Source organism: Streptomyces sp. NPDC104581, assembly GCF_055583685.1.
The window spans coordinates 20,946-44,321 of sequence record NZ_JBVJNN010000043.1 but is presented as its reverse complement, the minus strand read 5'-3'; the positions used below and the strand labels follow the sequence as shown (position 1 = coordinate 44,321).

The 23,376-nt window shown below is 70.4% G+C and carries 14 protein-coding genes and 1 pseudogene; 2 read left to right on the top strand and 13 right to left on the bottom strand.

The window, feature by feature from the left end; translation table 11 throughout:
* The first annotated feature begins 48 nt into the window (after positions 1–48).
* Positions 49–489 carry a hypothetical protein gene (locus tag ACZ61E_RS27230; RefSeq protein WP_469702514.1) on the top strand — a complete coding sequence of 147 codons (441 nt, stop codon included), beginning with the start codon at positions 49–51 and terminating at the stop codon, positions 487–489.
* 25 nt (positions 490–514) lie between these two features.
* On the opposite strand, the gene ACZ61E_RS27225 is transcribed toward ACZ61E_RS27230, so the two are convergent.
* From ACZ61E_RS27225 to ACZ61E_RS27175, 11 genes are all read right to left on the bottom strand, one after another.
* Positions 515–973 carry a hypothetical protein gene (locus ACZ61E_RS27225; protein ID WP_469702513.1) on the bottom strand — a complete coding sequence of 153 codons (459 nt, stop codon included), beginning with the start codon at positions 971–973 and terminating at the stop codon, positions 515–517.
* A gap of 154 nt (positions 974–1,127) precedes the next feature.
* Complete coding sequence (locus tag ACZ61E_RS27220) at positions 1,128–1,811, bottom strand: uracil-DNA glycosylase (RefSeq protein WP_147875932.1); 684 nt, start codon at positions 1,809–1,811, stop codon at positions 1,128–1,130.
* A gap of 78 nt (positions 1,812–1,889) precedes the next feature.
* A complete protein-coding gene (locus tag ACZ61E_RS27215; RefSeq protein WP_469702512.1) occupies positions 1,890–3,470 on the bottom strand; it encodes an ABC transporter substrate-binding protein in 1,581 nt (526 codons plus the stop codon).
* A gap of 107 nt (positions 3,471–3,577) precedes the next feature.
* A complete protein-coding gene (locus ACZ61E_RS27210) occupies positions 3,578–4,354 on the bottom strand; it encodes an SDR family oxidoreductase (RefSeq protein WP_469702511.1) in 777 nt (258 codons plus the stop codon).
* Positions 4,355–4,371: 17 nt separating this feature from the next.
* Complete coding sequence (fabG, locus tag ACZ61E_RS27205) at positions 4,372–5,133, bottom strand: 3-oxoacyl-ACP reductase FabG (protein ID WP_469702510.1); 762 nt, start codon at positions 5,131–5,133, stop codon at positions 4,372–4,374.
* Between the two features lie 235 nt (positions 5,134–5,368).
* Positions 5,369–5,752, bottom strand: a complete 384-nt coding sequence (locus tag ACZ61E_RS27200) for a DUF3037 domain-containing protein (protein WP_469702509.1) — start codon at positions 5,750–5,752, stop codon at positions 5,369–5,371.
* Complete coding sequence (locus ACZ61E_RS27195; protein WP_469702508.1) at positions 5,749–6,600, bottom strand: HipA family kinase; 852 nt, start codon at positions 6,598–6,600, stop codon at positions 5,749–5,751. The genes ACZ61E_RS27200 and ACZ61E_RS27195 overlap by 4 nt, the downstream gene beginning before the upstream one ends.
* A gap of 526 nt (positions 6,601–7,126) precedes the next feature.
* Complete coding sequence (locus ACZ61E_RS27190; protein ID WP_469702507.1) at positions 7,127–7,918, bottom strand: ABC transporter permease; 792 nt, start codon at positions 7,916–7,918, stop codon at positions 7,127–7,129.
* On the bottom strand, positions 7,915–9,048 hold the full coding sequence (locus ACZ61E_RS27185) for an ATP-binding cassette domain-containing protein (RefSeq protein ID WP_469702506.1): 1,134 nt from the start codon (positions 9,046–9,048) through the stop codon (positions 7,915–7,917). The genes ACZ61E_RS27190 and ACZ61E_RS27185 overlap by 4 nt, the downstream gene beginning before the upstream one ends.
* A gap of 48 nt (positions 9,049–9,096) precedes the next feature.
* A complete protein-coding gene (locus ACZ61E_RS27180; protein WP_469702505.1) occupies positions 9,097–9,303 on the bottom strand; it encodes an MbtH family protein in 207 nt (68 codons plus the stop codon).
* The gene (locus ACZ61E_RS27175; protein WP_469702504.1) at positions 9,300–19,934 is read right to left on the bottom strand and encodes an amino acid adenylation domain-containing protein; all 10,635 of its coding nucleotides are present in this window, start codon (positions 19,932–19,934) and stop codon (positions 9,300–9,302) included. Before ACZ61E_RS27175 ends, ACZ61E_RS27180 begins: the two co-directional genes overlap by 4 nt.
* A 977-nt stretch (positions 19,935–20,911) precedes the next feature.
* On the opposite strand from ACZ61E_RS27175, the gene ACZ61E_RS27170 reads away from it, so the two are divergent.
* Complete coding sequence (locus ACZ61E_RS27170; protein ID WP_469702530.1) at positions 20,912–21,823, top strand: MBL fold metallo-hydrolase; 912 nt, start codon at positions 20,912–20,914, stop codon at positions 21,821–21,823.
* A gap of 188 nt (positions 21,824–22,011) precedes the next feature.
* On the opposite strand, the gene ACZ61E_RS27165 is transcribed toward ACZ61E_RS27170, so the two are convergent.
* The gene (locus ACZ61E_RS27165; protein ID WP_469702503.1) at positions 22,012–22,470 is read right to left on the bottom strand and encodes a hypothetical protein; all 459 of its coding nucleotides are present in this window, start codon (positions 22,468–22,470) and stop codon (positions 22,012–22,014) included.
* 790 nt (positions 22,471–23,260) lie between these two features.
* Positions 23,261–23,360 (bottom strand): annotated as a pseudogene (locus ACZ61E_RS27160) (HipA family kinase); the annotation flags it as partial.
* Positions 23,361–23,376 lie beyond the last annotated feature (16 nt).

The following is a 23,376-nucleotide window of genomic DNA, read 5'->3' as shown; positions in this document are numbered from 1 at the left end:
CAGCGGTTAGGGGTCCCGGCGCGGCGCCGGGCCGACAGAGTGGGCCGGGTGACGCGGCGAACGAGAACGACAGCGGTGCTTCTGCTCGGTGTGGCCGTCGGCGGTATCCCGGCGTGTGTGGCGGTGGAGCCCGGGACGGGGGCGGGTACGGGTGCGGTGACGGGTGCGGTCGCGGATGCCGGGACCGTACGGGCGGCTCCGCCGCGCGGCCCGGCCGGGCCGCGGATCACCCAGCCGCCAGCCCGTGAGGTCCTGGAGGCCGCGGAACCGTCCATCCGTACCCGCGCGCGGCCGCGTGCGGTGGCGGACGCCGTGCCGCCACCGCGCGAGCGGCCCGTACGTCCGCCCGTCCCCGCCCCGGTGACCCCGCCGGCGCTGCCGGACCTACCGGACTCGACCGACGGGGTGTGCGCGCTCGGCGGCCGGTACGGGGGCTGGGCGCCGGACAGCCCGGAGAGGCGGCTCTGCGAGGGGGTGTACGGCGGCTGATCCGCCCCGGGCCCGGGTCCCCGCCCTACTCGTCCAGCAGTTCCCGCTCCAGGCGCCCGATCGCGGTCCGTACGCCGTCGCTCCCGTGCCCGTCCGCCCCGAGCGCGTTGACGGCCGCACGTGCCCGGGAGAGGTGGAGCCGCGCCGCGTCCGGGCGCCGGAGTTTCACGTAGTCGGCGGCCAGGTTGAGATGGAGGGAGGGGTAGAACGCCCGTACAGCCGGCGAGGCGGGTGCCGTGACCGGTCCCTCCGCGGCGCTCAGCGCGCGAAGGTCCCAGGCCAGTTCGTCGCCGGGGTCGTCCTGTGTGTCCGCCATGTAGTGCGCGAGCGTGCAGCGGTGGAGCGGATCTCCGGACTCGCCGATCTCGGTCCACAGCTCACCGAACCGATTGCGCGCCTCCTCGCGGTCACCGCCGTGCAGCAGCATGACCGCCTGTCCGATCCTGGTCAGGACGCCGTCCCCCGCCACCTCGCGCTGCCCCATCGCCGCCGCCTCCCGCGCCCGTCCGGTCGATCCCGTCCGCCCGACGCTAACCGCAGTCGACGGCAATCGCGCACAGGCTCACCCGCCCGGCGCGGACCGCCGGGCAGGTGTCCGCACGGGCCGCGCCGCGTGCGGCGTGGGCGGCGGGAACCGGTCAGCCCAGGTCGGGGATGCGCCAGTCGATCGCCTTGTGGCCCTGCGCCGCGATCGCCTCGTTGATCTGCGTGAACGGACGCGAGCCGAAGAACTTCTTCGCCGACAGCGGCGACGGGTGCGCGCCCTTCACCACCACGTGCCGGCTCTCGTCGATCAGGGGCAGCTTCTTCTGCGCGTAGGCGCCCCAGAGCACGAAGACCGCGGGATCGGGGCGGGCGTCGACCGCGCGGATCACCGCGTCGGTCACCTGCTCCCAGCCCTTGCCCTTGTGCGAGTTGGCCTCGCCGGCGCGCACCGTGAGAACGGCGTTGAGCAGCAGCACACCCTGCTCGGCCCACGGCATCAGATATCCGTTGTCCGGCACCGGGTGACCGAGCTCCTCCTTCATCTCCTTGTAGATGTTCCGCAGGGACGGGGGCGTGCGCACACCGGGCCGCACCGAGAAGCAGAGTCCGTGGCCCTGGCCCTCGCCGTGGTACGGATCCTGGCCGAGGACCAGGACCTTCACCTGGTCGTACGGCGTGGCGTCCAGCGCGGCGAACACCTCTTCACGCGGAGGGTAGACCGGTCCCTTCGACCGCTCTTCCTCGACGAACTCGGTGAGCTCCTTGAAATAGGGCTTCTGCAGTTCCCCGCCGAGGACGCCGCGCCAGGACTCGGGCAGCATGTCGGTGTCGGTCACGTCAACAACCTCCGGTAAGCGATCAGTTGGTACGCCGCTGAACCTACCGGTGACCACTGACAATCGCGGCTCCCGCGGTTACCAGCTGGCCTTGCGGCTGAACTCCCACAGCTGCATGACCGTCTGGGGGTCGAGCGCCCGCTCGCCACCACTGATCTCCTCCGAGGCCGCGACGTAGAGCTTGCCCTGCCACAGCGGCAGCAGCCGCACGTCGTCGACGAAGATCTCCTGGGCGCGCTCGAAGTGCTCGATGACCGCGCCGCGGTCGCTCTCGCGCCGCGACTGCGGCAGCAGCTCCGTGGTGATCTCGGGGCTCTCGTAGGGCGTGCTGAGGGCGTTGTTCTTGCCGACGAAGGGGGCCACGAAGTTGTCCGGGTCCGGGAAGTCGGGGAACCAGCCACGGCCGAAGACCGGGTACTCGCCCTTCTGGAAGCCCGCCTGGAAGTCCTTCCACGGCTTGCTCTTCAGCGTGATCTCGAAGAGGCCGGACGCTTCGAGCTGCCGCTTGAGCTCGGCGAACTCGGCCACGGTGCCGGAGCCGTACCGGTCGGTCGTGAACCAGAACGTCAGCGGCACGGGCGTCTCGATGCCGGCCTCCTCCAGGATCGCCCGCGCCTTGTCGACGTCCGGGTCGCCGTACTGGTCGAAGAAGCTCGTGGCGTGCCCCGAGATGCCCTTGGGGACCATGGAGTACAGCGGCTCGGCCGTGCCCTGGTAGACCTTGGCCACCAGCGCGTCGCGGTCGACCACCTGGGCCACCGCCTGCCGCACGGGAAGCTTGGCCGCCGACTCGTCCTTGGGGTTGAACACCAGGTAGCGGATGTCGGCGCCGACCGTCTCGACCAGCTGGAGGTGGTCGTTCTCCTCCTTCTTCTGTTCGAGTTCGACGACTTCCTCCGAGGTCAGACCCCGGTAGATGACGTCGATCTCCTTCTTCTTGAGGGCTCCGAACATCTTGTCGGAGTCCTGGAAGTACTGGATGGTGACGGCCTTGTTCTTGCGGTCGGCGAAACCCTTGTAGCTGGAGTTCTGCGCCAGCTCGGCATCGCTGCCGACCGTGTACGACTCAAGGGTGTACGGGCCGGAACCGGTCAGCTCGCCGTCGTCCCGGAGCTTGTCGGCCGGGTACTCCGCCGGGTCGACGATGGACATGGCGGGCGCGGCGAGCACGAACGGGAACGTGGCGTCCGGCTTGTTCAGGTTGAAGGTGACGGTCAGCTCGCCGTCGGAGTCGACGCTGTCGAGCGACGCGAGGAGTCCGTTGGGACCACCGTTCACGTCGATCTTCACGATGCGGTCGAAGGAGTGCTTCACGGCGTCCGCGTCGAGCTCGTGGCCGTTCGAGAACGTCAGCCCGTCGCGGAGCGTGCAGCGGTAGACCTTGTTGGTCGAGTCCGTGAATTTGCAGTTGTCGGCGGCGTCGGGCTGCGGAGTCGTGCTGCCGGTGGGGAAGGCGACCAGGGTCTGGAAGACGTTCCGGTAGAGCTCCCAGGAGTTGTCCCACGCGGCGGCCGGGTCGAGCGTGCTCGGCTCGCTGGTGGTGCCGACCGTGATCTTCTGATCCGCTTCGGCGCTGTCCGACGAGAACAGGCCACATCCGGCCAGCAGGGATATGGACGCGAGGGCCGCAGCGGCCTGCAGACTGGTCCGCTTGAACACGTGCACGCTCCTTGTTCAGCCACGAGTCGGGCGACCATACCGCAGCGCCCCATCGGTTCAATATGCAGGTCCGATGGGGCACTTGAAGCATTTACCGACAAAACGTGTCAGTGCACACCAGCATTGAGGAAAATTCCGCCGTCGACGGCCAGCGTCTGCCCGGTGATCCAGTCCGACTGGTCGGACGTGAGGAAGGCGGCGGCGCCGCCGACGTCCTCCGGAACACCGAGGCGCCCCAGCGGATAGGACGCCGCGGCCTCCGCCTCGCGGCCCTCGTAGATCGCCTCCGCGAACCTGGTCTTGATCACGGCGGGCGCGATGGCGTTGACCCGCACGCCGGGCGCGAACTCGTGGGCGAGCTGGAGGGTCAGATTGACCATCGCCGCCTTGCTCATCCCGTACGCCCCGATGAACGGTGAGGCCGACACCCCGGCGATCGACGCGATGTTCACGATCGCACCGCCGTGGTCCTTCTGCCAGGCGCGCCAGGTCAGCTGGGCGAAGCCGAGTGCCGAGATGACGTTGGTCTCGTAGACCTTGCGCGCCACACCCAGGTCCAGCTCGGCCATGGGGCCGAACACGGGGTTGGTCCCGGCGTTGTTCACCAGATAGTCGACACGGCCGAACGCCTCCATGGTGCGCTCGACCGCGGCGGCCTGGTGGGCCTCGTCATGGGCCTTGCCGGGAAAGCCGATCACCCGGTCCGCGCCCAGCCGCTCCACGGCCTCCTTCAGGGCGTCCTCGCCCCGCCCGGTGATGCACACCCGGTCGCCCCGGGCGACGAGCGCCTCGGCGATGCCGTATCCGATGCCGCGGCTCGCACCGGTGATCAGGGCGACCTTGCCGCTGTCGGGCCTGCCGCCGTCCTTCGGCTGCTGCGTCATGTCCGTCACTCTCCGGTTCAGTTGAGGGGTCCGCCGGCGACGTACAGCACCTGACCGGAGACGAATCCGGCGTTCTCTCCCGTGAAGAAGGCGATCGCGTTCGCGATGTCGTCGGGGACGCCGACCCGCTGGACGGGGATCTGGGTGGCGGCGGCGGCCTGGAACTCCTCGAAGCCCATGCCGACACGGGCGGCGGTCTGGGCGGTCATGTCGGTGACGATGAAGCCGGGGGCCACGGCGTTGGCCGTGACGCCGAACTTGCCGAGCTCCTTGGCCAGGGTCTTGGTGAAGCCCTGGAGTCCGGCCTTGACCGCCGCGTAGTTGGCCTGGCCGCGGTTGCCGAGCGCCGAGCTGGACGACAGGTTGACGATCCGGCCGAACGAGGCGTCCACCATGTGCCGCTGGCAGGCGCGCGACATCAGGAACGCGCCCTTGAGGTGCACGTTCATGACCGTGTCCCAGTCGGACTCGGTCATCTTGAAGAGGAGGTTGTCGCGGAGCACCCCGGCGTTGTTGACGAGGACGGTGGGGGCGCCGAGTTCGGCGGCGACGCGCCCGACGGCGGCCTCCACCTGGGCGGCGTCGGAGACGTCGCAGCCGACGGCGAGCGCCCTGCCGCCCGCGGCGGTGATCGTGCCGACGGTCTCCGCGCAGGCCGCCTCGTCCAGGTCGAGTACGGCGACGGCCCGGCCCTCGGCCGCCAGACGTACCGCGCTCGCGGCGCCAATGCCCCGCGCCGCCCCGGTCACGACGGCGACACGCTGCTCGGTGGTGGACATGCTGCTTCTCCTCGCCCTTGGATCGCGGCGCCGGCACGACTGCTGAGCGACCGCTTAGTATTCAGCTGCCGTGACGCTAGAAGCCCTGACACCCGGTGTCAACGGCCCACGGGGCGGCCGAACGTATGTCACACCGCGAACGGCCACCCGCGTACGCCCGCCCCGGGTACCTGGGTCGTCTCTTCACAGTCCCGCCCCGTCCTGCGGGCGGACGGCGCTACTTCGAAGACACGGCCTAACGCACCAGCAGGTCGAGCAGCCGCTCGGCCTCGGCCGCCGGGTCGGCCGTCAGCCCCGTGTGTACGGGACCCGGCTGGACGACCGTCGAGCGCGGCGCGATCAGCCAGCGGAACCGCCGGCCCGCGTCGTCACGCGCGGCCTGTCCCGCGGGGTCGCCGCCCGCGCAGACGCCCTCCACGGCGCGCAGCGCGGCCCGTACCCCCGCCACGTCGGCGTCCGGCGCCAGCGCCTTGAGCCGGGACTCGTCCAGGTGCGTACGGGCGGCCACGAACGACCTGGCGCGGCAGTAGACCAGGACGCCCGCGTTGATGAACTCACCGCGCTCGACCCTCGGCACCACGCGCAGCGGCGCGTACTCGAACACGTCGCGCCCGTTCACCGGCCCTCGCCTCCGCCCTTCTTCGTGGGGTGCGGCCAGGGGGTCAGGTGCTCGGTCAGCCAGCCGGGGGCCTGTGAGGGGCGCTCCTTGACGGGTGCGCCGAAGGTGAGGCGTTCATGGATGGTGGCGGCGCGCGGCAGCAGAGCCGCCACATAGGCGGCGCGCAGCGCGTCGGTGGAGTCGAACCCGGGCTCGTCCAGGAGCCATTCGTCCGGCACGTCGGCGGCGACCTCGGTCAGCAGTGCCTCGGTGACCAGCGGCGCGAGCTCCTCGGCGGCCGAGGCGATGTCGGGCCGGAACGGCGCGAGGACATGGTCGGACGCGTCGTACGGCTTGGCCGCCGAAGCCTGGGCGCCGGGCCAGTTGTGCTGCCAGATCATGGTGGCACCGTGGTCGATGAGCCACAGGTCCCCGTGCCAGACGAGCATGTTGGGGTTGCGCCAGGAACGGTCGACGTTGTTGATGAGCGCGTCGAACCACACGATCCTGCCGGCCTCGGCCGCCCCCACCTCGTAGGCGAGTGGGTCGAACCCCAGCGATCCCGGCAGGAAGTCCATGCCCAGGTTCAGCCCGCCGCTCGCCTTGAGCAGTTCCTGCACCTCCTGGTCGGGCTCCCCGAGCCCGATGACGGGGTCGAGCTGCATCGTGACCAGCTCGGGCACCCGGAGCCCGAGCCGCCGCCCCAGCTCCCCGCAGATGACCTCCGCGACGAGCGTCTTGCGGCCCTGCCCCGCGCCGGTGAATTTCATGACGTACGTCCCGAGATCGTCGGCCTCGACGATCCCGGGGAGCGAGCCGCCCTCACGCAAGGGCGTGACGTAGCGGGTCGCGATGACCTCTTTCAGCATTTCCCAGGCTGCCCATCTCTTCTGCCTTGCGGTCCACGGCCACCCTTGGTGGGACCTGTCAGCGGGAATCACCCGCCGACGGACCCGGGGAGAACTTGGGGAGTTTCGGCCGGTCCGCCGATCTCCCCGCTTCCCGAGCAGTCCGTCGATGGCGGTGCGCCCCTTGCGTCCGGCCTCCGGCATGAAGTGAGCATAGTAACCGAGGGTGATCGCGGGCGAGGAGCGCCCGAGCCACCGCGCCGAGGTCACGACCGGCCTCCGACTTCCGGCATGGTCGAGGCACAGGTGTGCCGCGGCGTGTGGAGGCCGTCCTTCGGGGCCGCCGCCCATTGCCGGGGTTTCGCTCCCCAGCACGCGGCGGGATGATGCCGGCCTCAGCCGACGCGGGCGGAAGCTCCGACTCCGCCGGTGGGAACGCTTCGACGTGGCGCTTCAGCTCCCCGGCCACCGAGGAGGGCGTGTCGACGGTACGGGTCTCCTCCCCCGCGTGAAGGAGTCGAGCAGCGCTGAGGTGCGTGTCGTGGTGTCAGCTCACTACGATCCTGCGGAATCTGCTCAGCGCCAGCCCCATGAAGGCGGCGGTGATGACGGCCGCACACAGCAGGGCGTACGGGAGCGCGTTGACGACCGGCCATGCGGTACCGGCCGGGATGCCGGCGGGCGGCGGGTTGCCGAAGAGCTGCCGTACTGCCGTGGCGGTGGCCGACACCGGGTTCCACTCGGCGACCGTACGCAGCGGGCCCGGCATCGTTGCGGTGGAGACGAACGCGGATGAGACGAAGGTGACCGGGAACAGCCAGATCAGGCCGGCGCTCTGTGCCACCTCGACACTGCGCGCCATCAGTCCGATGGTGGCGCCCACCCAGGACATGGCGAACGCGAAGAGCAGGATCAGGAAGTAGGCCAGCGCGGCTTCAGGCAACGACGTCCCGATGCGCCAACCGACCAGCAGTCCGCAGAGTGATGTGACGGCAAGGGTGACGACACTCATGATGAGGTCGGACAGGGTACGGCCCAGGATCACCGCCATGCGGGGCATGGGCAGCGAGCGGAACCGGTCCACGATTCCCTTGTCCATGTCGTTGGCGAGCCCGAGCGCCGTGAAAGCGGCGTTGAAGGTGACGGCCTGGGCGAAGATGCCGCCCATGAGGAAGGTCCGGTAGTCGGCGCCTCCGAGGCTGCCGCCGAAGACGTAGGCAAGCAGCAGGACGAACATGACCGGCTGGACGAGCGCGGCGATGACCGAGCCGGGGGTACGCCGCAGATTGAGCAGGTTTCGCCACGCGATGATGCACGCGTCGCGTGCTATACGGTTCACGAACGCCGTCCGGTGACAAGGAGTTGCACAGTGCGTTCGCCGGGTGTCTCGGCGGGCGCGTTCGACGGCGGACCGGCGGGCGGGTACTCGACCGACTCATCGGGCTGTGCGGGCGGGCCGGCGGCGAGTTGTCCGGTCAGTGCCAGGAACGCGTCATCGAGGGTGGGTGGCGCGAGCTCGACCTCCCGCACGGCTACGCCCGCCAGTCGCAGACGGCTCAGCGCGGTCTCCAGTGTCTGCGCCCCGTGTTCGGTCGCGACGGTGAACCGGCCGGTCCGGGTGTCGAGTTCGGGCCGGTGTGGTCCGAGTGCGTCAAGCACCTCGTACGTCCGGGTGTACGCCTGCCGGTCCGCGACGGTGAGGGTCAGCCGCTCTCCGCCGACCCGTGCTTTCAGCTGGGCGGCCGAGCCTCGTGCGATGACCGCTCCCTGATCAATCACGACGATGGAGTCGGCCAGTTGGTCGGCCTCTTCCAGATACTGGGTGGTGAGGAGCACGGTCGTGCCGGCCGCGACGAGTTCCTGGATCGACACCCATGTGTCGGCTCGGCCCCGTGGGTCGAGGCCCGTGGTCGGCTCGTCCAGGACCACGACGGCGGGGCGTGCCACGAGAGCTCCCGCGAGGTCGAGCCGGCGGCGCATACCACCGGAGAACGTGCCGCTGGGTTTGTCCGCGGCGTCCTCCAGCCGGAACCGGGCGAGGAGTTCGGCTGCCTTGCGTCTGGCAGTCGTGCGGCGCATGCCGTAGAGGCGGGCGACGAGATACAGGTTCTCGCGTCCGGTGAGCTTCTCGTCGACGGCCGCGTACTGCCCGGAGAGGCCGAGGTTCTTGCGCACGCCCTCCGGGTCTCTCAGTACGTCGCGGCCGGCCATCCAGGCCCGGCCGCTGTCGGGGCGCAACAGGGTGGAGAGGATACGGACCGTGGTGGTCTTGCCCGCACCGTTCGGGCCGAGTACGCCCAGGACCGTCCCGGGGCTCGCTTCCAGGTCGACCCCGGCCAGGGCCTGCTTGTCGCCGAACCTCTTGGTCAGCCCTTCGGCGCGGATCGCGTGGCCCTGAGCCTGTCCCGCCGGATGGGGGTTCCGTCGGGGCGGCGGCGGCGCCACGGGCGGCATGGGTGAGGACGTCATCTGGGCCTTTCTTCGGCTGCGGCAGGCGACCGGAGCGGTCGCCGGGGGTCAGACGGTCGTGCTGCGTGCGCTCTTGGGCGTGAGATCGGTCCAGTTCCGCTCGACGTAGTCGTGGCAGACACCTTGCTCCGCCGGGCCGAAGACCTCTTCCCAGCCGGCCGGGAGCGCGGCGAAGGACGGCCACAGGGCGTGCTGGCCCTCGTCGTTGACGAGGACGCGGTGCTGGGTGCGGGGGTCGTCGAAGGGGTTCGTCATGACAGGTCTCCTTGTGTGGTGTGGTGCGTTGCGCGCAGGGCGGCCGCCACGGTGGCGCCGATCTGCTCGCGCGCGGCGGGCTGCATCATCTGCGCGTGGGCGCAGGCGACATCGTGGTTCTCGATGTGGCCGGTGATGTACGGGGTCCAGAGGTCGAGAGCGAAGGTGTCGCGAGGCCGGCCCTCGGTGGCGGTGAAGAAGAGCACGGGTCCCTGGAAGACGCGTGGGGTGTAGAGGCGCATCAGACGTGCCTGGCCGGCGAAGTTGTCGACCATCGCGTCGATGGTGACGGGCTCCAGCGCGCCGAGCGGGCTGCCGATGCGGCGGAACTCGTCGCGCACGGAGGCCGCGTCCACGGCTGTTGCCCCGTCGAGCTCCTCGGTGTCGACGCCCAGGTTGCTGAGCAGCGCGCGGAAGACGGTGTCGCGGCTGGCGCTGTCGAGATCGTCCAGGGGAGCAAGGGGAAAGGCGTCCAGGATGGCGAGCAGCGCGACCGGCTCGCCGGCTTCCTGGAGCTGGACGGCGACCTCCTGGACGAGGTTGCCGCCGAAGGACCAGCCCAGCAGGTGGTAGGGGCCCTGCGGCTGCACGCGGCGCAGCTCGGCCACGTAGACCGCGGCCATCTCCTCCATGCTGTCGGGGAAGGGCGCGGTGCCGTCCAGGTTCGGGGTCTGGAGGCCGTACATGGGCTGGTCGGTGTCCAGGTGGGGCAGCAGCCCCGCGTACGACCAGGCGAGGCCGCCTGCCGGATGGACGCAGAACAGCGGCGGCCTGGTGCCGGTGGTGCGCAGCGGGAGCAACGTGGTGAGGGAGCTGCCGTCGGCGGCGTCTCCGCTCCCTTCTCGGAGGCGTTCGGCGAGGGCGGCGACGGTCGGTGCCTCGAAGAGGGCGCGGATGCTCACCTCCACACCGAGGGTGGCGCGGATTCGGGCGATGAGCCGGGTGGCGAGGAGGGAGTGTCCCCCGAGCGCGAAGAAGTCGTCGTCGATCAGGACCTGTTCGACGCCGAGGGCTTCGGCGAAGAGGGTGCAGAGGATGTCCTCGCGGGGGCCGCGTGGACCGCGGCCGGTGCTGTCCGTCTGTCGCGCGGTGGCGGGGGCGGGCAGCGCGGCGTGATCGAGTTTGCCGTTGGCGGTCAGCGGGATCGTGGGCAGGGTCGTCCAGGCGGACGGGACCATGTAGGCGGGCAGGTGGCGCGCGGCGTGCGCGCGTACGGCTTCGTGGTTGACGGCCGTGTTGTCGTCGGCGGCGGGGACGAGGTGTGCGACGAGCCGGGTGTCCGCCCCACCGTCCACGTCCGCCACCGGAACGACGACTGCCTGCGCGACGTCGGGATGTCGGCGCAGTACGGCGGCGATCTCGTCGACCTCGACCCGGAAGCCGCGCACCTTGATCTGGCCGTCCGACCGTCCGGTGAACTCCAGTCCGCCGTCGGCGGACCGGCGGACCCGGTCCCCGGTGCGGTACATCCGGGTGCCGGGGGGACCATAGGGGTCGGGCAGGAAGCGGGCGGCGGTCTCGCCGGGGCGGCCGAGGTAGCCGAGGGCCAGGCTGTCCCCGGCGAGGTGGAGGTCACCGGTGACGCCGGTCGGTACCGGCCGCAGCCCTTCGTCGAGGACCCGGATCCGTGTTCCGCTGACGGGCGTGCCGAGCACCGGCCGCTGATGGTGGCTGAGTTGGGCGGTCAGGGTGTCGACGGTGGCTTCGGTGGGTCCGTAGAAGTTGCGTGCATCCAGGCCGGGGATCTGGCGCAACTCGGTCCAGAGCGCGGGCGGTACGGCCTCGCCGCCGAGGATCAGGACGGCGGGCCGGTGGTCGCCTTCGAGCACTCCGGCGTCGAGGAGCTGGCGTGCGTGGCTGGGGGTGGTCTCCAGTACATCGAGCCGGTGTGCTCGTACGGCGGCAACGAGCGCCTCGGGGTCGCGGCGGGTCAGGTCGTCGGGCAAGTGGAGTTCGTGACCGTCGATCATCCAGAGCACCGGGTCCCATGAGGCGTCGAAGGACAGCGCGGCGGTGAGGGCGGCGGTCAGCCGCCTTCTGCCCGTGCGGCGCATGGCGGGGGCGAAGAGATCCCGCCGGTGATGCTCCAGCAGCCGGGCCAGGGAGCGGTGCCCGACAAGAACACCCTTGGGCCGCCCGGTGGATCCGGAGGTGTGGATGAGGTAGGCGGGGTCGTCAGGGGCGGGGGTACGGCGGCTTGTGCCGCGGTCCCGAAGTCCGGGGTCGACTACGTCCACCGGCCCACTTGTCCCCTCGTCTGTCCCCTCGTCCCCGCCGAGGACCAGGCGAGGGCTCCCGGGCGGGACCAGTTCCCCGGTGGACGGGGCCGTCAGCACCAGACGCGGGCGGGCGTCATCGAGGATCGCCCTGATGCGGGTCGCGGGGAGACTCGGATCGATCGGCGTGTAGACGGCGCCCGCCTTGAACACACCGAGCAGTGACGCGATCGAGTCGGTCGAGCGGGGCAGCAGCACCGCGACCGGGTCACCGGGCGCGACGCCCGCCGAGGCGAGCAACTGCGCAACGCGGTCGGAGCGTGCGGCCAGTTCGGGGAAGGACAGCCTGCCGTCGGGCGCGGTCACGGCGATGTCGCCACTGCGGGAGCGCGCCACCGTCTCGGCGAAACGGTCCAGGACGGTGTGCTCGACGGCCGGGGGTGCCTCGGTGTCACCGATGAGCTGCGCCTCCTCGCCGCCGGGGTACAGCGGCAGGTCGCGAACGGGCGTCGCGGGCGCGGTGACGGCGGCGTCCACCAAGTGGCGGAACCAGTCGGCGATGCGCAGCGCCGTCGACTCGTCGAACAGGTCGCGGGCGAATTCCAGTGTGCCGTCGATCCGTTCACCGTCGTCGGTCCCGGACCGCTCGGTGAAGCTGAACGACAGGTCGAACTTGGCGCCGCCCGTCTCGACGCCGTCCATTGTGGCGTGCAGTCCGGGCAGGTCGAGCCGGGGTGTGCGGGTGTTGTTGAGGGTGAGCATGACCTGGAAGAGGGGGTGGCGGCTCAGTGAGCGGCTGGGCTGGACCTCCTCCACCAGACGTTCGAAGGGCAGTTCCTGGTGGGCGTAGGCGGCGAGGTCCGTCTCCCGAACCTGGGCCAGCAGCTCGCGGAAGCCGGCCGCACTGTCCCAGCCGACCCGGAGCGGGAGGGTGTTGACGAAGAAGCCGACGAGTCCGTCCAGTGCCTCGTCGGTGCGCCCGGCGACCGGAGTCCCGATCGTGACGTCGTCTCCTGCGCCGAGCCGGCTCAGCAGCGCCGCCAGCGCCGCGTGCAGGACCATGAAGGTGCTGGTGGCGGACTGCTTGGCCAGCGCGGCGACAGCGCGGGTCGTGTCGGCGGAGAGGCCGATGTCGACGGTGCCGCCGCGGCCGGTGGACCGCTTGGGCCGGGACCGGTCGACGGGCAGCGCGGTCTCCTCGGGGGCGCCGCGCAGCTGGCCGGACCAGTAGGTGAGTTGACGGGCGGAGAGGGAGTCGGCCTCGTCGTCGGCGCCGAGGAGGGCCCGCTGCCAGAGGGTGTAGTCGGCGTACTGGACGGGCAGCGGTGCCCAGTTGGGGGTACGGCCCCGCGCACGGGCCGCGTAGGCGCCGGCCAGATCCTGGGCCAGAGGGCCCATCGACCAGCCGTCGGCCGCGATGTGATGGGCCGTCAACAGAAGCACGTGCTGCTCGGGAGCGAGCTCGAACAGCTCGGCCCGCAGCGGTATGCCGGCCGCCAGATCGAACCGCCGGGCAGCCGAGGCCCGCAGCGCCGCGTCGAGTATGTCGTCAGCGGTCCCGCCGGGTGCCGGCCCGGCCGTCCCGGCCAGCGACGTCACGGACATTTCGGGGCGTGCGTCGCCCGGGTCGAGCACGGCCTGGAAAGGCTCGCCGTCGCTTTCCCGGATCAGCGTGCGCAGGCTCTCATGACGGGCCACGACATCGCCGAGTGCGGCACGCAGCGCGTCGCGGTCCAGCCGTCCGGTCAGCCGTACGGCGATCGGTATGTGATACGCGGCATCCGCGTCGGTGTCGTCGGATGCCATGTCGTGCAGGAACCACAGCCTGCGCTGGGCGGGGGACAGCGGCGGTCGCTCGGGCCGGGTGGCGCGCCGCAGGGCGGGACGTGCGGCGCCCGCCTCGTCCAGCCGCTCGGCGAGCGCGGCCGGGGTCGTCGCCTCGAAGAGGGTGCGCACCGACAGCTCGACACCGAAGGCACCCCGGATGCGGCCGATGACGTGGACGGCGAGGAGCGAGTGACCGCCGAGTTCGAAGAAGTCGTCGTCGCGGGAGACCTGTTCACGTTCCAGGCATTCCGCGAAGAGCGCGCAGAGGATCTCTTCCTGTGCCGAGCGCGGTGCTCCGCCGTCCGGACGGTCGGTGCTGTCCCGCTCCCCGTCCGCCGCCGTGTGCGGCAGCGCGTCGAAGTCGACCTTGCCGTGGACGGTCAGCGGCAGGCCGGGGACGGGCACGACCGATGAGGGCACCATGTACTCCGGCAGCCGTTCGGCGGCGAAGGCCCGCAGGGCATCGGGGGTCAGCCGCTGCCCGTCGCAGGGAACGACCCAGGCGACGAGGCGTCCCGCGCCGGTGACGTCGGGCCGCACCGCTGCGGCGGCCTGGACCACGTCGCTGTGGCGGAGGAGCGCGGCCTCGACCTCGCCGGCCTCCACCCGGAAACCGCGCACCTTGGTCTGTCCGTCCGCACGGCCGGTGAATTCAAGTCGTCCCTCGCGGCGCCGCACCAGGTCGCCGGTGCGGTACATCCGGGTGCCGGGAGCACCGTAGGGGTCGGGCAGGAAGCGTGCGGCGGTGGCGCCCGGCGCGTTCTCGTACCCGCGGGCCAGCCCCGCGCCGGCGAGGTACAGCTCCCCCGTCGCACCGGGTGCCACGGGCTGGAGCCTCGCGTCGAGCACCCGTGCGCGGGTGCGGGCCACCGGGTGTCCGATGTGCGGGCGGGTGCCCGGCGTGATCCGGCCCATCACGCTGTCGACGGTGGCCTCGGTGGGTCCGTACAGATTCCAGACGATCACATCGCGCAGTGCGCCGAGTTCCTCCCACAGCGTGTCGTTGACGGGCTCGCCGCCGAGCGCGAGCACTCGCGGGCGTGGCCTGCCCTGGGCGAACAGTCCGCAGGCGCGGAGCTGTTCGAGGAACGAGGGGGTGGTCTCGACGACGTCGACGGCGCGTCGGTGCAGGAGGCCGGTGAGCGCCTCCGGGTCGCGCCGGGTGATGTCGTCCACGAAATGCAGTTCGTGCCCGGCGACCATCCACAGCAGCGGGTCCCAGGAGGCGTCGAAGGTGGTGGCCGCCGTGAGGGCGACCCGCAGCGGGCGGCCGTTGTTCGCGGCCTCCGCCGGGCCCATCAGCCTCTCCCGGTGGCTCACGTAGAGATTCGCCAGCGAGCGGTGCTCGACCACGACACCCTTGGGGCGACCGGTGGAGCCGGAGGTGTAGAGGACGTACGCGGCGTCCTGCGCGCGCGGCGGCCCGGGCAGCGGGCCGGCCGGGTCCCCGGGGGCGGATGTCCCGTCGAGGTCGAGCCTGCGGTGGCCGGTCGCGGGCAGTGCGTCCCGGGTCGTGCGGGTGGTCAGCACGACCCGCGGATCGGCGGTGTCGAGGATGAGCTGGTTACGGGCGCGGGGGTGGGCCGCATCCAGCGGCACATGGACCGCCCCGGCGCGCAACACGCCCAGCAGCGCGGCCACGTACCGCGCTGTCCGGGGCAGCGCGACGGCCACCCGGTCGCCGTGTGCCACGCCCGCCTCGGACAGCGTCCTGGCGATCTGTTCGCTCTGCGCCAGCAGTTCACCGAAGGTGAGGGAGCCCTCCGAGTCGACCACGGCGGTGCGGCCCGGATCGGCTGTGGCCCGCGAGGTGAAGATGTCGGTGATGGTCCAGTCGGGGCCGTGTGCGCCCGAGTTGACGAGCATCCCGGAGGAGGTGGACGGCTCGGCTGTCGCCCGCGGCAGTTCGTCGACGGCCGCTCTGTGCTCCTCTGCCGACAGGAAGAGAGAGTCGGTGACGGGCTGGTCCGGACTCTCCACCAGCGTGCTCAGGAGTGTGGCGAAGTGAACCGCGAACCGTTCGGCAGTCCTGCGGTCGAAGAGGTCGTCGGCGAATTCCAGTTCACCGGTAAGACCGGCGGCCTCGCCTCCGGCGTCCTGGTGCTCGGTCAGGTCCCAGGTGAGGTCGAACTTCGCGCCGGACCGGCCGATCGACGTGTCGTGGCGGACGGTGAGGTCGGCGAGTGAACCACGGGCGGCGGGCGCGTTGTTGAGGCTGAGCATCACTTGGAACAGCGGGTGCCTGGACGACGAGCGGGACGGCCGTAGCTCCTCCACCAGCCGCTCGAAGGGCAGGTCCTGGTGGGCGTAGGCGGCCAGGTCCGCCGCGCGGACCCGCCGCAGCAACTCGTGGAAGTCGGGGTCGCCGGAGGTGTCGGTGCGCAGCACCAGGGTGTTGACGAAGAAGCCGACCATGTCGGCCAGCAGGTCGTCCGGGCGGCCGGCGACGGGAGTGCCGACGGTGATGTCCTCGCCGGCGCCGAGCCGGGTCATCAGCGCGGCCAGTGCGGCGTGCAGGACCATGAAAGTGCTGGCGCCCGACTCCCTGGCGAGCCGTACGAGGGCCCGGTGGGTGACCGTGTCGATCCGCACCGGTACGGCTCCGCCCCGGCCGGAGTGGCGGGCGGGTCGCGGCCGGTCGGCCGGGAAGGTCGCCTCGGGCGGGAGACCGTCGAGCGCGGCGGACCAGTGGGTGAGCTGCCCTTCGGCGAGGGTGCCGGCCTCTCGGGGGTCACCGAGGAGTTCACGCTGCCAGAGGGTGTAGTCGACATACTGGGCCGGCAACGGGGTCCAGCCGGGCGCGCTGCCATGCCGGCGTGCCTGGTACGCGTCGGACAGGTCACGCATCAGCGGACCCATGGACCAACCGTCGGCGGCTATGTGATGGAGCGTCAGCACGAACAGGTGCTCGTCGGGCGGTCCTTCGGAGCTCTCCTCGCTCGGGCCGGCGGCGGCCGAGCCCGGATCGGTGGTGAACAGTTCGGCCCGCAGCGGCGGTTGGGAGCCGAGTGCGAAGCAGGAGTCGTCCGGCCGCACCGACCCGCCACCGGTCGGGAACGTCCGTGTCACCAACGGGACCTGGACCTGCTCCTCGGGCAGCACACGCTGGTACGGCCCCTGCTCGTCCTCCCCGAAGACCGTCCGCAGGCTCTCGTGCCGCCCGACGACATCGTTCACAGCCGCCGCCAACGCCGCGCGATCGAGTCGCCCGTACAGCCGCAGCGCGATCGGCAGGTGGTAGGCCGTGCCTGCCTCGCCCATCCGCTCCAGCAGCCAGAGCCGCTGCTGGGCGAAGGAGAGCGGCACGCGTGCGGGACGCGGCACGACAGCGGCTACCGGGGGCCGGACCGGAGCGCTCGTGTCCAGGGTGGTGACCAGCCCGGCGGGAGTCGGGTGGTCGAACAGCGCCCGGATGGGCACCTCGGAGCCGAACCGGTCCCTGACGCGACTCACCAGCTGTGTCGCCAGCAGGGAATGACCGCCCATCAGGAAGAAGTTGTCGTCCCGGCCGACGGCCGGCACCTCCAGGCACTCGGCGAAGACCGCACACATCAACACCTCCTCGGCCGTGCGCGGCTCACCGTCACCGCGTGCGGTGAGGGGGGCCGCGGCCGGAAGGAGGCCGGTGTCGAGCTTGCCGTTGGGGGTCAGCGGCAACCGGGGAAGGACGGCGTACGCGGTGGGCATCATGTGCTCGGGCAGCACCTCGGCGAGCGCGTCGCGCAGGGCGTGGACATCCGAAGCGCCGTACGTGTCGGCCGCGTTGGTAGCCACGGCCTCGCCGGCCCGCCCGGGCCCGGTGACGAGATACGCGGCGAGTCGCTCCGCGCCGCCTGGTGACGGCTGGAGAACGACCGCCGCGTCCTCCACCCCCTCCAGCGACCGCAGCGCGGCCTCGATCTCGCCGGTCTCCACCCGGTAGCCCCGGATCTTGACCTGGCTGTCGCCGCGCCCCAGGAATTCCAGCGTGCCGTTCTCGCTCCATCGCGCGAGGTCGCCGGTCCGGTACATCCGCCGCCCCGGCGGCCCGAACGGGTCGGGCAGGAAACGCTCGGCGGTGAGCCCGGGACGTCCCGTGTACCCGCGGGCGACGCCTTCGCCGGAGAGGTACAGCTCCCCCGCGGAGCCGACCGGGAGGGGATGCAGGGCGGCGTCCAGCACGTATGCCCGGGCGCCCGCGACGGGGCGGCCGATGACGGGGCTGCCGGCCGAGACGCGTGAGGTGACCGCGTTCACGGTGGCCTCGGTGGGCCCGTAGAAGTTGAAGACGACCAGATCGCGGTGAGCGGCGAGTTCGTTCCACAACCCGTCGTCCACAGCCTCGCCGCCGAGCGCGATGACCCGGGGCCGGTGCGCGGGGGCGGACAGCAGCCCGGCGGTCATCATCTGCCGCAGATAGGTGGGGGTGGTCTCGATCGCGTCGATCCGCCGCTCGACCAGGAATTCCACGAGCGCCTGCGGATCACGGCGCGTCTCGTCGTCCACGATGTGCAGTTCGTGGCCCGCGACCATCCACAAGACCGGGTCCCAGGAGGCGTCGAACGATGTCGCGGCGGTAAGTGCGACACGCAGTCGCCGCCCGAGGGACTGCTCCGCGTGCGCGTGCGCCTCGCCGCGGTGGTGCTCCAGAAGGTTGGACAGCGAGCGGTGCTCGACCACGACGCCCTTGGGACGGCCGGTCGAACCGGAGGTGTAGATGACGTACGCGGCATCTCCCGGTCCGGGCATCGCGGCACGCACGAGACCGGTGTCCGGCCCCGTTGTCGGCACGCCGGGGTCCACCAGCGGCAGCGTGCGCCCCGGATCGGTCGTGGCGGCCGTACCAGCGGTGGCGACCAGGGCAACCGGCCGGGAGTCAGCGAGCATGAACGCGACGCGGTCAGCGGGGTAGGACGGGTCAAGCGGCAAATAGGCCGCGCCGCAGCGCATCACCGCGAGCATCGCGACCACCAGATCGGTGGAACGCGGCAGCCCGACGGCCACGCGGGTACCGGGACCGGCACCGCACCCGGCGAGTTCGGCCGCGAGCGCGGAGACACGCGCGTCCAACTCGGCGAAGTTCAGCCGGGTGTCGGCGCACACGACGGCCGTGTCGTGCGGCGTCCGCCGCGCCTGCTCGGCGAACTGCTCGGGAAGCGTGGCGGCCCGGGGCCCCTCCCCCCGCCCGGCAGCGGGTTCTCCCGTGCCGAGCCGAATGACCCGCCGGCGCTCGTCCTCGGGAACGATGGGCAGAGCGCCCAATTGACCGGTGGGATTGTCGGCGAACGCCTCCACCAGTCGGCAGAAGGCGTCGTGGTGCTGCTCCAACTCACCTTGGGTGTACAGACCGGGGTTGCCCAGCAGGTCGATCCGGAGCCCGCCGTCGGCGTACGACGCGTGCACGGCGACCACCAGGTCGTCGACGGGGCCGATGGAGAGGTTGTGCAAGGTCGCGGTGTGCGGGCCGAAGCGAAGCCGGTCGTCGAACGCGAGGACATTGACGGACGGGCCGGTCAACGGCTCGCGTACGAGGTCAGCTCCGGCCACGAGCGCCTCGTCGCGCCGACGGTCTCGGCGCAAGCTCTCCGACGGGTAACGCTGATGCCTGAGCACCATCCGGGCCTCGGCGGAGAAGCGCTTGGCGACGTCCGCCACCCGATCGGAGGGCGAGATCTCCAGCCGCATCGGCAGGACGTTGGAAAGCATGGTCGGGGTGGTGCGGGCCACGGCGGTACGGCGGCCCGTCACCGGTAGACCAAGCACCACGTCGCCCAGTCCCCTGCTGCGGTGGAGGTAGACGCCCATCGCGGCCATGAAGAAGGTCGGCCAGGCCACGCCCGCAGTCTTCGCCGCCGCGCGCAGACGCTCCCCGCCGATGGCGTCGAGCTCCCGTCGCACGGCGAGGAACCGGTGCCCCGGACCGGACACGGTCACCGAACCGTCGTGCAAGCTCGTCGGAACGGGCGCGCCGTCGAAGTGCTCCGCCCAGTAACGCTGGTCGGCCACGTACTTCTCGGAGGACCGGTAGGTGTTCTCTTCGTCGATGACGGGACCGAGAGGAGCGGCACAGTACTCGACGGGCTCGTCGGGTGAGGCAACGAGGAGGGTGTAGACCTCGGCGATCCGGGCGAGGGCGAGAGCCGCGCCGTACCCGTCCAACGCAAGGTGGTGCACTTGCTGGTGAAAGAGATGGCGCTCCTCGGCCAGCCGGTACAGCGTCAACCGCACCAGCGGTCCCGTGGCGGTGTCGGCGGGCCGGGCGAGATCCGCCTCCATCAGGCGTTGTGCCTCACGCCGGGGCTCTGGATGACGGGAGAGATCAACCAGAGGAACGTCTATTCGAACGTCCGGGTGGATTTCCTGGAAAGGGACCCCGTCGTTCTCGCCGAACGTCACCCGCAGCGCTTCCGATTCCTCACTGACGTGCCGCACGGCTCTGCCGAGGAGCACGGGGTCCACATCACCATGTATGTCGGCGTATTCGGCGATGTTGTACGCGGGATTGGCCGGATCGAGCTGCTGCGCGAACCACAGGCCACGCTGCGCGGAAGTGAGAGGGAGAGTGCGAGTGCGAGTTTTCGCCGAAGCGGGGTCCTGCGATGCGGTCACGCCAGTTTCACCTTTGCGCTGGGCCTGGGGTAGCGGCTGGAAAAAGATTGGGGCAGCCGCAGGTCAAGGGCTGAAACAGGGCCGACTCGGTCCGGCCCGCGCCGTCACATGGGCGCCTCAGGTGCTGTACGCGCTCGCGAAGCGGAACACGAGACTCAGATGGACGGATGCCTTTCCCGTGATGGAGATCGCCGCAATCGCGCCAGCTACGGGGAGTTCGGAGTCACGACCGACTCGGATTGCCCATGTGACCCAGCACACACGAGCCGGATTCCACCCTTCACAACTGCACAAGGTCCGGAGAACGCGATCTGCATCACAGACGGATCGGGGACCAAACCTGTGGGGACCTGGCCTCGAATCTCCGCGCAACACGTTTGTTCGGTACAACACTTGGAGTGCAGTTGAGGATTCTGGTATCCGTCACCCGCCTTGCCACCGCGACGATGGCCGCGGGTGCCCTGCTCATGTCGGTCTCCACGAGCGCCAACGCACTCGGTCCCGTCGCTTCGGAGCACAAGATGGCGACTTCGGAAACGGGCGGGCAACAGAGCGTTGGCACAGGGCCGTTGTCGAGTGTCTACCGTGGAATACAGGGGGGAAATCTGTGCCTGTTGGCACGCTGCACCGTCGGTGATTCCGGAGGGAACGCCGGTCCGAGCCAGACACAGGGAGCGAATATCTGCCTGCTGGCTGTCTGCACCGTTCGCCCCTGATTCAGCCCTTGTCCAAGGGCTTCAGACGCCCTTCGTGAACGCCGGCCGGGGTCCCCGGGTTCAGCTGCCGGGGACCCCGCGTCCTGTACTCAGTAGGCGTCGCGGTCGCGTCACCGCGGTGCGGGGGCCCGACGGGCCGCTGCCGACCGAGAATGACAACTACCTTGGGGGCGGAGGCCGGTCGACGTCCAGCTTGGTCGGGTCGGTGACCGTCTTCTCGTCCTGACAGCTGAACCACTTGAGGTCGGTCGCGTGACGAACATGAACGAGTCCGTGCAGAGCATGGTGTTGGGAAACGTCGAGGTCATCCGGGTCGTCGAGTGGCACGCACCCTTCCTGCCCACCTCCGGCATGTTCCCCGGAGTCGGTGCCGATGTGTGGAAGGACAACGAGGACTGGCTGGCGCCGGACCACTGGGAGCCGGCCGACGACTTGGTGGTGCTTGCTCTCCAGAGCTGGGTGCTGCGCAGCGCGGGCCGGACCGTCCTGGTCGACACCGGGGCGGGGAACGGGCGCGAGCGACCGGGCATGGGGCCGTTCCACCACGCCCGGAGCGATTTCCTGGGCCTCCTGGCGAGTGCCGGCGTCCGCCCCCAGGATGTCGACGTCGTCGTCAACACCCATCTCCACGTCGACCATGTCGGCTGGAACACCGTGGACGCGGAGGGGCAGTGGGTACCGGCGTTCCCCAACGCCCAATACCTCATTCCGGCCGCCGACGACTTCCACTACGGTCCGGACAACGCGTACGGCAACGGCGCGCAGGAAGTCGACCGCCTGATCTACGAAGACAGCATCGCGCCCATCCACCGGGCCGGACAGGCCGTGCTGTGGGACGGCGTCCACCGCGTCGACGAACACCTCACCCTGGAGTCCGCACCCGGCCACACTCCCGGCTCCTCCGTGCTGCGACTCGCCTCCGGGGGCGACCGGGCTGTCTTCGTCGGAGATCTGCTGCACAGCCCGGTGCAGATTCTCGATCCCTGCCGCAACAGCAACGCCTGCCTGGCCCCGGAACAAGCGATGGCCAGCCGCCGCCGGATTCTCGGGCGGGCGGCCGACGAACGGGAACTGCTCATTCCCGCGCACTTCGGTGGCGCGGGAGCCCTGGAAATACGACGGGACAGTGGCAGGTTCGCCCTCGGCCCCTGGGCAACGGCCCGCCCGAGGTAGAGCGCGACCGCCTTCGAGTGGGCCGCGACCTCATCCGCTCACCCTCGCCGTCCTCCGACGCCCGGAACGCCTCGGCACGCGACGCGACCGTCGCCACCTGCGACGGCCCGGAGTTCACGGGCTGAGCGTCTGTCGCCCGTCGAGCGAGGGATGACATAGCTGACGAAACCCGTAGCAGCCCTTGACCGTCAGCTGCAGACCGTGTCCGCCCCGTAGTACTTGGTGCCGCCGATCTCCACCCACCCGGAGATATAGGCGCAATGGATCTCGGCGCCGGAGACATAGATTGCTCCCGCGTACCTGTCGTAGTAGCCGTTGTCGTACCAGGAGGTCTGCCAGCCTACTCGGCGGACACGAACTTCCATGTGGTGAAAGCCGTCCATGCGATCCATGGTCATCGCACAGAACGTGCCACTGCCCTCGATCGAACGCCAGACCCCGATGTAGGCATTCGTGGGACCGTCGATGTGAATCGCGTCGAATTCACTGCCCTTGCAGTAAGAGAACGGGCCCGCGTAGCCGGGTGGGGCATCGTCCGGGTCGGTCGCAGAGGCGACACCCGCTCCACCGACGACAGAGCCTGCGACCATCGCGCAGATCGCCAGGGCGGACGAGACACATCTTTTGATCTTGCCGATCCTGTTCATCAGGAACCTTCCTGGTCTCGTACAACCGCGATCGGCGGGTCCTTCGGGGCCGGACGCGATGATGGACAACGCGCCCTCCAACGACGCCGGATCCCCGTTCCCGACGACATCCCCGCCTCGACTCCGCCGTGTCCGTGTGATTACAAATGGTGAACCATGCGGTGCCGACCGGGCAAGACCGGCGGAATCAACTCCTCGCCACACATTTTGGATGCCCGTCCGGGTGTTCATGCACAGCGTCGACGGCCGATATCCACAAACAGTCGTGGAAACCCGCCAGTTGCCGTACCTCTCCGCAAGGTGCACCCGTTGGAGTACTGCGGCACGATTGCTTCAACAGCAGATCAGCCGCTCGGGTACGGCCGCAGGGTTTCCGGATGCAGGGACAGCTCGATTCGGCCCAGAAGAACGTCACAGGCTCGTTGAAACGGACACGGCCCGCTCGTGATCTCCGTGTTCGGCCCATCATGAGGCGGACACAGACAGCCGAAGTCCCGCTGGCGCTGATACGCCCGGTACTGCTTGCGCTGGATCCGGTTCACGCCGTCCCCGCGAGAGCGAGCGGCACCTCGTCGACGGCTTGCGCCGGCTCGGCCCTCTCGCGGCGCTCGCGACGAACGACTTGACGGCTCCCCGCCCGGCCGGAGGCGTCGACAGGGAGACCGAGCGAACTCCCAGACCGATCCGACCTCCAAGTCCTGCGGGTAGCCGGCTTCCGCCGGTCGTGAGAGACGCCCCACCAGCGGCAGCACTTCAAGAACCAGCGTTCGCTGGGGAGGATCGGCTGCGTCACGTACGCCCCGGGATCGTCGGCCTCGACGATCCCGGGGAACGAGCCACCCTCACGCAAGGGGCGTGACGTAGCGGGTCGCGATGACCTCTTTCAGCATTTTCCCAGGCCGCCCA